Below are 12802 nucleotides of genomic sequence, written 5' to 3'. Positions count from 1 at the left end.
CGCCTGCCCTACGCCGGACCGATGCGGGTCACCGTACCGTTGCCGCCCTTCCAGTACAGGGCACCACCCTGCGCGTACAGAGAGCCTCCGCCCAGCGCGGCGGGCGCGTTGGTCGGCTCGGCCGTCACGTTCGCCAGGCGCGCGGGGCCTTCCAGCAGCAGCGCCGCCGGGGCGGTGGAGCGCTGAACCACATGCAGCTGTGCCTGCGGGGTGTCGCCACGGCCGATGCCTATGCCGGTGCGGCCGCTGCCCTTCACGACGAGGTCGTCCAGGCCCGGGTTGTTGCGCAGAGCGATCAGACTGCCCTTGGTCGCCCCGTTGGTCGCGGTCACATAGATGCCCTGGGCCGCGGTCCCGGACGTCTGGAGGTCGATCGACAGGGCCGAGGCGTTCGCGTCCGAGCCGTCCGCATAGCCGACATGGGCGATCTTGACAGTGCCCCGCCCGGTCTCCACGCCGGTGATGTACACGGCCGAGGTATCGGGATTGTCGGACGTCACGTTCAGGGCGACGGCCTCCCCGGACGTCGCCTTGTGGTTGATGGTGACGGTGTGCGCGGTGGTCGACGTTCCGTAGAACTGGGCCGGAGAGGCGTATGCCGTGTACTCGCCGTCGGCAGCCGCCTCCGTGCCGGCTGCGACCGTCACCGCGCCCGCGGTGAACGCGCCGAGAAAGACTCTTCGTCCCACTGTCATGGACAACTCGCTTTCGCTGGGCAGGAAATCACACCGCGTCCACGGTGTGCAGGACATGTGATCACACCCACCGGCGCGCTGTCAGCGTTCACGGCGTCGGACCGGGCGCCTGCCAGGCCGCCATCTGCTCACGGAACTTCGGGCATCTGACGATGTCCTCCTTGCTGCACTTCAGGGCGTGGGTGAGGAGCTGATGGGCGTGGTCGAGATCGACCATGCGCTGCTCGATCTCGGTGATCTTGGCGCGGATCATCGCCTTTCTGCGCGGCTGCTCCCGCTGGAACTCCCTGATCTCGCTCAGGGTCAGCCCGGCCTGCTGGCACTTGCGCAGCACCGTGATCCGCTCGGCGGCCTCCGGCGGGTAGCGCCGCTGCCCGCTCTCCCGCTCGGGCGCGGGCAGCAGGCCGTGGCGCTCCCAGTACCGGATGGCCGACGCGGGCACCCCTGTGATCTCGGCGAGTCGGCCGATCGTCAACCGCATGTCCCGCTCCTCCTGCTCCTCACCCGGCCCGGCATTTGACTTGAACCTTAGTTCAAGTTGAAGAGTGGTCGGCACGTGGACCGGCGGCCGACGAGCGGCCGCCGACAGCACACTTGGAGACACCGCCATGAGCGACACGTACGCACGAACAGAGCGGGCCGAGCAGCTGGTGGAGGCCGCGGAAGGGCTCTTCGCGGCCGGGGTGATGTCCCACTCCGGGCACGCCAACCTCAGCGCTCGACTCGACGGTGAGCGCCTGCTGCTGACGCCCGGCTTCGTCCGCGGCCTGCGGCCCGGACAGCTGGCGACCGTCGGTTTCGACGGGCAGGTCCTCGAAGGCGCACTGCAGTCCGTCAGCGCCGAGATCATCGCCATGCACAGCGCCGTCTACCGGGCCCGCCCCCACGTGGGCGCGATCATCCACACCCACTCGCCCTCCGCGACCGCCTTCGCCGTGGCGCACCGGCCGCTGCCCTGCCGTACCGAGCCGATGCTGCGCTTCGGACAGGCCGAGGACGTCCCCGTGGTGCCGTGGGGACCCCGCGGTTCGGACGTGTCGGTGCGCGGTATCGTCGAAGTGCTGCGGCGACGCCCGACGACGTCCGCGGTGCTGCTGGCCAACCACGGCCTGCTGGTGTTCGGCCCGGACCCGGCGGCCACCGCCCACCTCGTGGTGGCGATCGAGGAGAGCGCCGAAGCGGAGATCGCCGCCGCGGCGATCGGCGGGGCCGTGGACTTCCCGCCGGGAGCCCAGGAGGCCGTGCGCGCCTCGATCGCCCGGGTCACGTCATGACGGACGACACGCTCGCCTCCCGTACGGAGGCCGTACGCGACCGTTACCGCTCCACCCTCGGAACCGTTCCCGCAGGGGTGCAGGAGCGGCTGCGCCTGGCCCGGGAGTACGGCCGGATGCCGACCGAAGAGGCGCTCGCGGCACTGCGCCACATCGTGCTGACCGGCAATCCGCTCGGAGCGCGGGTGCAGCAGCTCGTGCACTTCGGGCAACTCCTGGCCCTGGGCCGTGCCCACCCCGCCCGGATCCACGCCGAGGGCGCCCTGCACGCCGGAGCCGGCATCGCCGACCTCATCGGCGTCGCCGAGACCGCGCTCATCACCGCGGGCGTGCCGGCCTACGCACTCGGCACCGAGATCATCGCCGAACTCCTGCCGGCCGGGGAGTCGTGAGCGGAGGGGGAACAGGTCATGCCTTCCGCCCTCCGCAGTCGGGGGCGGCGGACGGGTCGGTGCGAACCCTGTGGAGGAGGCGCAGGCGGTCCGTGGCCCCGGGGAATCGGCTGGCTGTCAGGCGCAGATGGGCGTCGAGGTTGCCGTCGACGATGGCGGCGAGGACGTCGGCCACGGGGCCCGAGCGGGACGCGAGGTCCGCGGTGAGGCGGTTGTAGCGCGCGACGGCCATATCGGCAGCGTGCGGGATGCCGGTGCCGGTACGCGCCGCATGGAACAGCACGAAGTTCGAGGTGAGGGCCGCGCGAGGGGCCTGGGCCGAGGAGTCGCGCTCCAAGGAAGCCAGGTCGTTGGCGAGATAGATCGCTTCCCCGGCGGCTTCGACGGCGCTTTCCTCGCCGGAGAGCGGCAGGCGGCGGATCGCGCCCCAGCAGCTGATGTAGGCGGTGGAGGCGACGGTCGTCAGGCGCAGGGTGTGGAACCGCTCGGGCGACAAGGTGGCGATGTCCTGCCGGTCCTCGGCGTCCGCCGCTGCGCACAGGGCTGCGATGTCCGCTTCCAGTCGCGCGGTGTCGAGGCCGAGCGCCCGCAGGTCGGTGAGGAGGGCTCGGTGCAGGTTGCCGAGTTCACCGGTGTCCGCGGGGACTGCGTGGTGCAGGTGCCCGGTCAGCCGGGTGAGCTCCTCGGCGGGGCCGTCGTCGACGTTGAAGTAGAAGACGTTGAACTTCCCCGCCAGGAGGGTCTCCTGCCACGTCGCACCGGGTGGCCGGCAGCAGACGCTGAAGACCGCGGCGTAGAAGGCTCGCCGGGCATGCCACTGCGGGCCGCGTGGGCAGGCGCAGTGTGCGCAGGCCCAGTGCAGAAGCCTGTCGGCGAGCTCGTGTTCCGCCGGATCGGTGAGGTACTTCCGGTAGGGCGCGAGGACGTCGGCGGTCATCCACGTGGGCCTGTGTGCTGCTGTCACGCCTCAACCCTCTCAGCACCGCGGCTCGATGCGCTGCTCCGGTCACCACCGGCAGAGTGTCACTGGCCGGGGCCTACGGACCGGGAAACTCCCGTGGTTTCACCCTTGGCACAACCGTCCGGGGCGGCGCTCCCACGCAGATGCCGAGTCGAGCAAGGGCGGCACCCGGGAGGAGTCCCGGATGCCGCCCGTCATGTGCGCGCTGCTCAGCCGACGTTGACGGCGGTCCAGGCGGCGGCGACCGCCTTGGATTCGGCGCTGTCGGCGCCGTAGAGGTCCGCGGCCGCCGAGAGCGTGCCCTTGCGGGCGCCGGCGTAGTCGGTGGTCGACGTGAAGTACGTCGTCAGGGCCTTGTACCAGATCTGCAGCGCCTTGTCCCGGCCGATGCCGGTGACCGTGGAGCCGTCCTGGGTGGGGGAGTCGTAGTCGACCCCGTTGATCGTCTTCTTGCCGCTGCCCTCGGCCAGCAGATAGAAGAAGTGGTTGGCGACGCCGGACGAGTAGTGCACGTCCTTGTCGCCGACGGAGGACGACCAGTAGTCGGCGGAGCCGCCGTCCTTGCTGGGCTTGTCCATGTAGCGCAGCGGGGTGCCGTCGCCGTTGATGTCGATCTTCTCGCCGATGAGGTAGTCACCGGGGTCGGAGGCGTTGTTGGCGAAGAACTCCACGCCCGTGCCGAAGATGTCCGAGGTGGCCTCGTTCAGGCCGCCGGACTCCCCGGAGTACTCCAGGCCGGCGGTGTTGGAGGTGACACCGTGGCTCATCTCGTGGCCGGCCACGTCCAGGGAGGTCAGCGGGTCGGCGTCGCCGGTGCCGTCGCCGTAGGTCATGCAGAAGCAGCTGTCGTCCCAGAACGCGTTGACGTACGCCTTGCCGTAGTGGACGCGGGAGTAGGCGCCGACGCCGTCGTTCTTGATGCCGTTGCGCCCGAAGGTGCTCTTGTAGAAGTCCCAGGTCACCTGCGCGCCGTAGGCGGCGTCGGCGGCGGCGGTCGCAGCGTTCTTGACGGTGCCGTCGCCCCAGGTGTCGTTGTCCTGGGAGAACAGCGTGCCGGTGCCCGAGGTGCCGTGGTCCAGGTTGTACGTCTTGTGCCCGCCACGCGTCGCGTCGGTGAGCGTGTACGACGAGCCGGACTGAGTGCTCGTCAGGTCGACCTTCCCGCTGTACTTGGTGTTTCCCACACCGGTCTCGACGCCCTGGTACTGGAAGAGCTTCCTGCCGGTTGCGGCGTCGGTGATGACGTGCAGTTCGTTCGGGGTGCCGTCGTCCTGAAGGCCTCCGACGACGGTCTCGTAGGCGAGGACGGGCGTGCCGGATGCGGCCCAGACGACCTTGCGCGGCGCCCGGTCCGCGCGGGACTTCGACGAGCCGGCGGCCTTCGCCAGCCCCAGGGCCTGCTGTTCGGCCTTGGCGGGGGCGACACGCGGCTCCAGCGAGGTGAGCTTCAGCGTGTTCTTGGACGCTCTCGTCACACCCTCGGTCCTGCCGGACTTGGCGGTGTGCACGATCAGGTCGCCGCCGAGCACGGGCAGGCCGGCGTATGTGCGCGCGTACCGCGTGTGCACGGTGCCGTTCGCGTCCCGGACGACGTCCTTGGCGACCAGCTTCTCCTGGGCGCCGAGTCCTATCGCCTTGGCCGTCGTGGCGACCTCGGCCTGGGCCTGCTGGATGAGCGAGGTGCGGGCCGTCGCGGACAGGGCGACCGGGGCGGCGCCGGGCCGGCTCGCGGCGGTGGGCTCCGCGCTGGCGGTGGTGCCGAGCGTACTGCTCAGCAGCGCTCCGGCGGCTACGGCGGTGGCAACCGCCAGCAGGGTGCGCTGGTGACGCTTGGAACGGGAAGTCACGCAGACTCCTCTTCTCTGTGTGTGGGGGGTGGTCCGGTCGGCTTGGCGCCGGCCGGTTGGTCGTGGGGGGTGGTCGAAGCCGTGCCGCGCGACCCCAGGCGTGTATGTCCTGTGCATGACAAGTTTTGAGCCAAGTGCGGCGATGTCAGTGGAGGCTGACGACTGACCCTGGCATGCGCGCGGAGTGATGGCGCCCAGCCGGTACGGCTGCGGCGCTACGGTCTCCGAGCTGGACCGATGCCGAACCCGAGCCGGACACGCGCACGGGTGACGGGCAGCCTGAAGGCGGCGCGGCACATGAAGTCTCCAAGAAGTGTGGGGGGTTGGAGAGGTGGACACGACACAACCGCAGTCGTGACCACCAGCGCTACGTCCGGCTCCCGGATCGGACAACTCTCCCACGCCTCCTTCACCGGCGGGTCACAAAACGGCGGCCTGGACCATACCTTTGGCCGTGCGACGGCCATCACCGGTCAGGCGGGGCTGAGCGGATACGCGGCCGTGGTGGAACGCGGCGGCCAGCACTGCGGGGAGAGGATGCCGAGCACGTAGGCGCGAGCCACGAGCGCCGGCCGGGTGGCGGCCCCCAGAAGCTGCCGGAGGCGGGCCAGGTGGTAGTCGACCGTCTGCCGCGACAGATGCAGCGCCTCGGCGACGCCGGCATTGCTGCACCCGCCGGCCAGCAGGGCGAGTATGCGCACCTGTGCGGCGGTCAGCGGAGGGTGGGGCTCGTGGCTCAGACCGTGTCGGGTGACGACCGCCCACACGCCCAGGTCCCGGTCCCGGGCACGGCCCACGACGCTCAGCCGCACCCACACGCGCCGCCTGCGCCGCTGCGCGTCGACGAGCACGGCACCGGACTGCGCGCTCCTGCGCCGGCCGCCCACGAGGTCGGCCCAGATCGCGTGCAGCGCGGCGCGTTCCGGCGTCTCGGCCAGCAGGGCGTCGGCCGGGGAACCCACCAGGTCGCGGAGCCGGACGCGCAGCAGTTCGGCGGCGGCGGTGCTGGCCTCCCCGACCACTCCGTCCGCGGTCAGGCGCAGGCAGGGCAGACCGCTGTGGTCCCGCAGGGCGCGCAGATCCTCCTCGGCCCGGCGCCGCTGGTCCAGCGCGTGGAAGTACTCACTGACGTCCACGTACGTGCCCGCCACACAGCGCAGCGCGCCCCAGGACACGGGGAAGCGGTACCCGGCCGCATGGCCCGGGGAGCCGTCCGAGCGCCGGTAGACGAGCGTGTGCCGCACGGAGTGGCCTGCGGTCAGGACCTCCTCGTCGAGGGCGAGGAACCGGGCCGCGTCCTCCGGGTCGTCGAATTCGGTCAGGTGACGGCCGATCAGGCGGTCGCGTGTGGTGCCGTACAGATGGGCGTAGGCGTGGTTGGCCCAGACGTAGCGCCCGGCCGGGTCGCGCACGAACACCGCCGCCGGACTCAGGTCGGCGAACGACGCGTACCCCCCGGGGTCCGCCGGGGCACCCCCCACCTCGACCGCGACTCCGCGGCTGCCTCCACGCCGCTCGCCGTCGCCCCGGGCCCACCAGTTGACGCAGAAGGTGCGCCCCTCGAAACGAGCCTGGCAGGGGCCGTCGCCGGGCCGGGCCGACGGGCCGGTGAGCTGGGGCCGCAGGGACTCCAGGAAGCGACGGGCGGCCCGCTCGTCGGCGAAGGCGCCGCCCCCGGTCTCGACCCGCCCCGAGCCGCCGTCGGCCTCCCACCAGGACACCGGGAGATGCGCGAGCAGCGTCTTGAAATCGGCCTCGTCCACAGCTCAACTCCTTCAATCTTCGACGAATGTCACCGTGCGTGACACCTCATGCGTGTCCCGTGTGCGTCGCGGCAACTCCCCTCCCGACTCAGGCATTTGCCCGAGACGACCGCGCTCGGCGAGGCGAGAGGCGGGCAACCGGACTGCTTCGCTGGAAAGAGACCGACGAAACACGAAGCCCCCCGGAGACAGAAGGAGTTGGAGTTCCGTGGCGAAGGTGCTGTACGTGCATGCCAAGGGCGGGCCCCCGATCGGGTACGCCCTGCCCAGGGTGGCCGCGAGGTCCGAGGTGCACCTGCTGGCACTCAGCGAACTGCCGGCCGACCGTGCGGCGGGCGTGCGGGGGCTGTGTGCCTCGGTCGTCGCACGCGGGGCCGCCGACGAGGGCGACCTGGTCGAACTCATCGCCTCCCGTGCCCGAGAGGTCGGCGCGGACGCGGTGGTCACCTTCTCCGAGTACGCGGTGGTCGCGGTCGCCGAGGCCTCGCGCCGGCTGGGGCTGCGGGGCGCCGGTCCCGCTGCGGCCCTCGCCCGGGACAAGCGCCTCATGCGCGGCGCCTGGGAGCGCCAGGGCATACCCCAGCCCCGGTTCCGGGCCGTCGCGACGGCGGAGCAACTGGCCGCGGCCACCCAGGAGTTACGGTGCCCGCTGCTGCTGAAGGCGGCCTGGAGCGCCGGATCGACCGCGCACCAGATCATCGGACAGCCCGCGGACGCCCCCGCGGCCTGGGCCCGTTCGTACGCGGTGATGACGGAGTCGGCCCGCCTGGGATACGCCGAGCTCCATGTCGCGGGTGCCGGCGAGGACTTCATCGTGGAGGAGATCGTCAGCGGCCGCGCCGAGGACTGGTTCGAGGGGCCGGGCTGGGGCGACTACGTCAGCGTCGAGGGCGTGGTCGTCGAGGGCGTCTTCCGGCCGGTGTGCGTCAGCGGCCGGATGCCGACCGTGGCGCCGTTCACCGAGCGCGCCGGCATCACCCCGGCCGCGGTCACCGGCGAGGCCCAGGCCAGGATCGTGGAACTGGCCCGGCAGGCGGTCGAGGCGCTCGGCCTGGAGAACTGCGGCACCCATACCGAGATCAAGCTGGGCGCGCGCGGCCGTATGTGGGTGATCGAGACGGCGGCGCGCTTCGGCGGCGCGATGACCGTGCCGCAGATCGAGGAGACCTTCGGGCTCGACCTGATCGCCCTGTTCACCGACCAGCTGCTCGGCGGCTCGCCCGACTGGCCGACCAGGACGCTCACGCCCGAGGACGCCAAGGGCGCGGCGGGATCACTGGTGGTGCTCGCCGTGGACGGCGCGGGCGAGCCGTGGCGGCACCGGCACCTGTGGGACTCCGCCTCGGTGGTGCGTTCCGCCCCGGTCAGTGCCGGCAGCACCCTGTCCGTCGTGGGGGAGAGCTCGCTGCCGGACGGCACCCCCGTCCCCGTCTACGATCCGGCCGCGGGCGCCAACACCATGGCAGCGCTGTGCCTGCTGCACGCGGACCGGCCGCAGACCGTCGTCCGGGACTTCACCGCCCTCGTGGACGCCCTGCCGGACATCCTGCCCGTGCACTGCGCGGAAGGAGCGCGGGCATGACCTCCGCACTCGACCGGACCGGCACAGCAGGGGCCGGCGAGGACCGCACCGTCGTCGGCGCCAACCTGTCGCTGCCGCTGTTCCGCACCCTGTCCGGGGTGCTCGCCGGGCACCCCTACCTGAAGGTCGTGGTCGACCGGCAGGAGTGCACCTGGCACCTGCTCGACACCCAGGCCCACCCCTTCCACGTCGACTACATCGCCACCCGCGTCCTCGGCATGAGCATGGACGAACTCGACGCCCGACTGGACGCGTTCAACGCCTCCGTGTACACGGACCCGGAACGCCGGTTCCTGCTGGGTGTGCTGTCCCTGCACACCGACCGGGCGGCGGACGGCTCCGAGAGCCCCTTCCTGGTGCTGGAGACGACCGAGGCGGACACCATGCACGGCGCGCTGCTGGAGGAGTTCTACCTCTATGTGCGCGGCCGGGTGGACGGCCGGCTCCCGCTCCTGCTGAAGCCCGCCAACCACGGTCAGGAAACGGAACTGGCCCCGATCAGCGAGGCGGTGGTCCCGCGCATCCTCAGCCACGAACTGTTCGGCGACCGCACGCGCACCTGCCTGAATCCCGGAGAGGCCGAGGGCCGCCTGCGTCACTTCCGCACCCCGGCCGAGTACGAGGCCGCCGCCGCGGAACTCGGCTGGTCGGACATCGTCGCGATGCCCCACCTGCCCGACGACGTGCCGAGGGTCGCCGGCTTCATCAACACCGCCCCGGTCACACCGCTCTCGCACACCAATGTGCTGGCCTCGGGGTGGGGCATCCCGAACGCGATCGTCCGCGACCTCGACACCCTCGTGCGGCGCGACGGCCTGGACGGAGCCTGGGTGCGCTACCGGGTGAGCGAGGACACCGTCACCCTGGAGCCGCTGTCCGCCGCACCGGACCTGAAGCGGCCCGCCTGGCACCAGCAGCGCATCCGCATCGAGACGCCCCTACTGGAGGAGGCCCCCGTCCTCGCCCTGCACCGGCTGCGGCGCACCGACCGCGACAGTTACGGCACCAAGGCGGCCAACCTCGGAGAACTCCACCACGTCCTGGACAGCCGCACCGCCGACCTGTCGGTGTTCCACGCCCGCCCGCGCCCGCCGCGCCGCGACCTCCTCGGCCATCTGAGCGCTCGGCTGGGCGAGCAGGACGCCTCACGGGAGCGGCTGCGAGCCGCCGCGGCCCGGTACGTCGCATGGACCGTCCGCGCCCCCGAAGGCGTGGCGCTGCCGTTCCGCCTGCACCACCTGTTCCTCACCTCCTCGCCCGCCCTCCAGCAGGGCATCGGCAAGCTGAAGATGGCCCTGGAACTTGAGGCGTTCGACATCATGGACCCGCTGTGCCTGAACCTCCAGCACCTGGTGCGCAGCACGCCCGTGCCCGAGGAGGTGGCCCGGGCCATCACGTCGTCGGTGCCGAGGCTGCTGGCGGACGGGCGCCGCATGGTGGTGCGCTCCTCCTCCAACGCCGAGGACCTGCCGGGCTTCTCCGCCGCCGGGATCTACGACTCGGTGACCACGGTACGCGGAGCGCGGCAGCTCATGGACGCCGTACGGCAGGTGTGGGCGTCGCTCCTGTCGCCGCGCAGTGTGCGCCTGCGGCACCAGGTCGGCATCTGCCTGGACGACACCTACATGGGCGTGATCGTCCAGGAGTACGTGCCGGCGAGCCTCGGGGGCGTGCTGGTGACCTGCAACCCGACCCGGCGTGAGGACTTCCGCAACGTGTACGTGAACTGCACGCCCGGTTCGCCGGAGCGGGTGGTGGACGGCACGGTGCTCCCCGCGCAGTACCTGTACAACACCGTCGAGGGAGGCGGGCGCACGCTCGACGTCGGCTCCGCGGGCCAGGACCTGCCACCGGGCACCCGTGCCGCCCTGGCCCGGCTGGCCCTCGCCGGACGCCTGCTGCAGTCCCACTTCAGCGCGAACGACCCCGACGACGCGCTGGACATCGAGTGGCTGATGACGGACCAAGGGGTCTTCCACCTGGTCCAGATCCGCCCCTACGCCCGGTGAGCGGCCGTATGCCCGCACGCTCACACCGTCGCGCCGAGCCGGTCGCCTCCCCGGTGGCCCGCCGCGTCATCCGCCTGAACAACGGCTTCCAGCTGCTGTTCAACCTGCTGTGGTGGATGCCCGTCTTCTACGCCTACCAGCGCGACGCGGGTCTGTCCGACGGCCAGATCTTCGGCATCCAGAGCATCTACTACATCGCCTTCTGCCTGTTCGAGATACCGACCGGTGTCGTCGCCGACCGCATCGGCGCCCGCAACTGCCTGAGTGTGGGCGCGATCGTGATGACGGCCGCGAACCTGGCACCGGTCCTGGCCCCGTCCTACACCGGTTTCCTGGTGCACTTCCTCGCCATCGCGGCCGGGCGCTCGCTCGCGTCGGGCGCGGCGAGCGCCTATCTGTACGACGCTCTGCGTGCCGAGGGGGCGGACGCCCACTATCTGCGCGCCGAGGGCCAGGCACGGTCCCTCGGGCTGGCCGCCAAGGTCGTCTGCTGGCCGCTCGTCGGCCCGCTGATGGCGCTGGCCGAGCCGGCCCCGTACGTGCTCAGCGCGGCCGGCGCCGCCGGGTCGCTGCTCTGCGCCCTGGCGCTGCCCCGCCTCGGCCCGTGCCCGGCGCACACCGGGCGGCGCGGCGGGACCCTCCTGCGCGACACGGGTGCCGCCCTGCGAGCCCTGCGCGTCTCACCCTGGCTGCCCCTGCTCATGGCGCAGGGCGTGGCCGTGTTCACCCTGGCACGCATCTGTCAGGTGAACCTCTTCCAACCGGTGCTGCTGGCCCACGGGATCGGGGAGAGCACCCACGGCACCGTGCTCGCGGCCATGACGGTGGCCGAAGCGGTGGCCTCGGCACGTCCGCAGTGGCTGAGCCGCCGGCTGTCGCCGGTCCAGTGGGTGTCCCTGCTGAGTGTGGCGCTCGCCGTGGCCCTCGCGGCGACCACCCTCGGCGGGCCCTGGCTCGTGCCGGCGCTGCTGTGCGCGTTCGCCGCGATCACCGGGTTCGTCTACCCCGTGCAGCGCAAGCTCGTCAACGACGCCGTCCCGGCGAACGCGCCGCGCGCCACGCTGCTGTCCGTGGAGAGCATCGTGGACCGCGGGGTGTGCGCGCTGGCAGCGGTCGCGGCGGGCGCGTACCTCGCGGCCGGCCGGCTCGACGCACTGCTGTGGCAGAGCGCCGCGGTCACCTGCGTCCTGATACCGGCCCTGCACCTGGGGCTGCGCCGGGCACGCGAGCCCCGGGCACGGGCTCTTCCGCGTCCCGGCACACGGCGACGGGAAGTGGAAGAGCCCGTTCCGTTACCGGTGGACGAGGGTGCCGCGCAGCCGCCGTCAGGACTTCCCCTGCGGACGGCGATCCCATCGATCCGCGACACGACGCCGAAGTAGCCCCGGGCGTCGCCGCACGTGTTCCGGGGGGCAGGGGGCGGTCAGAACCCCTGGCGCGGGCCACCGTGGCGGAGCCGGTCGACCAGGGCGAGGAAGAGGCAGAGGTTAGGGATCTTCTTCACCGGAATCCTCGCCCAGGGCAGCTTCTTGCCGGCCCTGCGCAACACCAGTACTCCCTGCGAGAGCTCGGCGCTATCGACCTCCGGCCAGGTCAGGCTGCCCTTCGGCGTGGCCACGCCGCCCAGGTTCACCGAGAGCTCCCCGTAGGCCAGGGTGCCGCCCCGCTCCAGCCCGGCGAGCAGCCCGGGCAGCTGGGCCCGGGTGATCTCCTGCTGGATGGCCGGGCCCCAGCGCTCGGGCTGGGCGTAGAAGCCGGTCACCTTGAGCGTCGTACCGTCCTCCCGGTAGAGCGTGTAGACGTAGGTGGTCCCGACGTAGACGCCGTTGGCGTACCGCTCGGTGATCTCCTGCAGCACGGTCATCGAGTCCCAGCGGAAGACGGAGACCTCGCCGTTCCTGCCCACCTCGGCCAGGCCGTGCTCGAAGAGGTGCAGTCGGCGGGCAGCCTGCCTGCGCGAGAGATTGGGCGTCTGGGCGGCGAGCCAGAAGAAGTAGGCGCCCAAAGGAGGAAGGATCAACGACACGGTTCCCATGAGCAGGAGCGTGGCCAGCCGCACGGTGCCCGCACGCTGCGGCAGGAACGTCTCCCACAGCTGTCCGAGCCCTTCGGTCCCGGGAGGCGGCTCCTGATGGGCCGCTGTCCGTCCAGGGTCCTGCTGAGCGGTGGATCTTGCCATGAGCCGTGCTCCTTGCCGTGCTGATTGAGAAAACCGGCGACCATTGTGCGGCCGGGTCCGGCGCCGGTACGCGCCGGGGGCCTCTCGGCGGTCACGGAGC

11 protein-coding genes are annotated in these 12802 nt (G+C 71.7%); 5 read left to right on the top strand and 6 right to left on the bottom strand.

What is annotated here, in order from left to right:
- Positions 1–8: 8 nt before the first annotated feature.
- Positions 9–695, bottom strand: coding sequence for a hyaluronoglucosaminidase (locus tag C3489_RS06170; protein WP_103780674.1), 687 nt, complete (start codon positions 693–695; stop codon positions 9–11).
- A gap of 88 nt (positions 696–783) precedes the next feature.
- Positions 784–1176 carry a MerR family transcriptional regulator gene (locus C3489_RS06165; protein WP_103780672.1) on the bottom strand — a complete coding sequence of 131 codons (393 nt, stop codon included), beginning with the start codon at positions 1174–1176 and terminating at the stop codon, positions 784–786.
- Positions 1177–1303: 127 nt separating this feature from the next.
- Between C3489_RS06165 and C3489_RS06160 the strand changes: the two genes are divergently transcribed.
- Complete coding sequence (locus C3489_RS06160; RefSeq protein ID WP_103780670.1) at positions 1304–1969, top strand: class II aldolase/adducin family protein; 666 nt, start codon at positions 1304–1306, stop codon at positions 1967–1969.
- On the top strand, positions 1966–2361 hold the full coding sequence (locus C3489_RS06155) for a carboxymuconolactone decarboxylase family protein (RefSeq protein ID WP_103780669.1): 396 nt from the start codon (positions 1966–1968) through the stop codon (positions 2359–2361). Before C3489_RS06160 ends, C3489_RS06155 begins: the two co-directional genes overlap by 4 nt.
- A gap of 16 nt (positions 2362–2377) precedes the next feature.
- On the opposite strand, the gene C3489_RS06150 is transcribed toward C3489_RS06155, so the two are convergent.
- The 3 genes from C3489_RS06150 to C3489_RS06140 form a co-directional block, all read right to left on the bottom strand.
- Complete coding sequence (locus tag C3489_RS06150; RefSeq protein ID WP_146075282.1) at positions 2378–3325, bottom strand: hypothetical protein; 948 nt, start codon at positions 3323–3325, stop codon at positions 2378–2380.
- Between the two features lie 206 nt (positions 3326–3531).
- Positions 3532–5169 carry a M4 family metallopeptidase gene (locus C3489_RS06145; protein WP_258054584.1) on the bottom strand — a complete coding sequence of 546 codons (1638 nt, stop codon included), beginning with the start codon at positions 5167–5169 and terminating at the stop codon, positions 3532–3534.
- Positions 5170–5642: 473 nt separating this feature from the next.
- Entirely contained in the window at positions 5643–6932 is a 1290-nt protein-coding gene (locus tag C3489_RS06140; RefSeq protein WP_103780664.1) for a PAS domain-containing protein, read from the bottom strand.
- Between the two features lie 208 nt (positions 6933–7140).
- Here C3489_RS06140 and C3489_RS06135 point away from each other — a divergent pair, with 208 nt between their 5' ends.
- Genes C3489_RS06135 through C3489_RS06125 form a run of 3 tightly spaced genes read left to right on the top strand, consistent with a single transcriptional unit; the run spans position 7141 to position 11905 of the window.
- Positions 7141–8514, top strand: coding sequence for an acetyl-CoA carboxylase biotin carboxylase subunit family protein (locus C3489_RS06135; protein WP_103780662.1), 1374 nt, complete (start codon positions 7141–7143; stop codon positions 8512–8514).
- Positions 8511–10523, top strand: a complete 2013-nt coding sequence (locus tag C3489_RS06130) for a PEP/pyruvate-binding domain-containing protein (protein ID WP_103780660.1) — start codon at positions 8511–8513, stop codon at positions 10521–10523. The genes C3489_RS06135 and C3489_RS06130 overlap by 4 nt, the downstream gene beginning before the upstream one ends.
- 8 nt (positions 10524–10531) lie before the next feature.
- Positions 10532–11905, top strand: coding sequence for an MFS transporter (locus tag C3489_RS06125; protein ID WP_103780658.1), 1374 nt, complete (start codon positions 10532–10534; stop codon positions 11903–11905).
- A gap of 41 nt (positions 11906–11946) precedes the next feature.
- On the opposite strand, the gene C3489_RS06120 is transcribed toward C3489_RS06125, so the two are convergent.
- Positions 11947–12702: a DUF6585 family protein gene (locus tag C3489_RS06120; protein ID WP_103780657.1), complete on the bottom strand. Its 756-nt coding sequence runs from the start codon at positions 12700–12702 to the stop codon at positions 11947–11949.
- Positions 12703–12802 lie beyond the last annotated feature (100 nt).

Source organism: Streptomyces sp. Ru71, from assembly GCF_002920535.1.
Lineage (GTDB): Bacteria > Actinomycetota > Actinomycetes > Streptomycetales > Streptomycetaceae > Streptomyces.
The sequence above is the reverse complement of the archived record's forward strand: the minus strand, read 5'-3'. Positions and strand labels throughout refer to the sequence as shown.

Coding starts and splice junctions, on each gene's coding strand:
- C3489_RS06125 (WP_103780658.1), top strand. CDS start 10,532: ATGCCCGCACGCTCACACCGTCGCGCCGAGCCGGTCGCCTCCCCGGTG.
- C3489_RS06160 (WP_103780670.1), top strand. CDS start 1,304: ATGAGCGACACGTACGCACGAACAGAGCGGGCCGAGCAGCTGGTGGAG.
- C3489_RS06170 (WP_103780674.1), bottom strand. CDS start 695: ATGACAGTGGGACGAAGAGTCTTTCTCGGCGCGTTCACCGCGGGCGCG.
- C3489_RS06120 (WP_103780657.1), bottom strand. CDS start 12,702: ATGGCAAGATCCACCGCTCAGCAGGACCCTGGACGGACAGCGGCCCAT.
- C3489_RS06155 (WP_103780669.1), top strand. CDS start 1,966: ATGACGGACGACACGCTCGCCTCCCGTACGGAGGCCGTACGCGACCGT.
- C3489_RS06130 (WP_103780660.1), top strand. CDS start 8,511: ATGACCTCCGCACTCGACCGGACCGGCACAGCAGGGGCCGGCGAGGAC.
- C3489_RS06165 (WP_103780672.1), bottom strand. CDS start 1,176: ATGCGGTTGACGATCGGCCGACTCGCCGAGATCACAGGGGTGCCCGCG.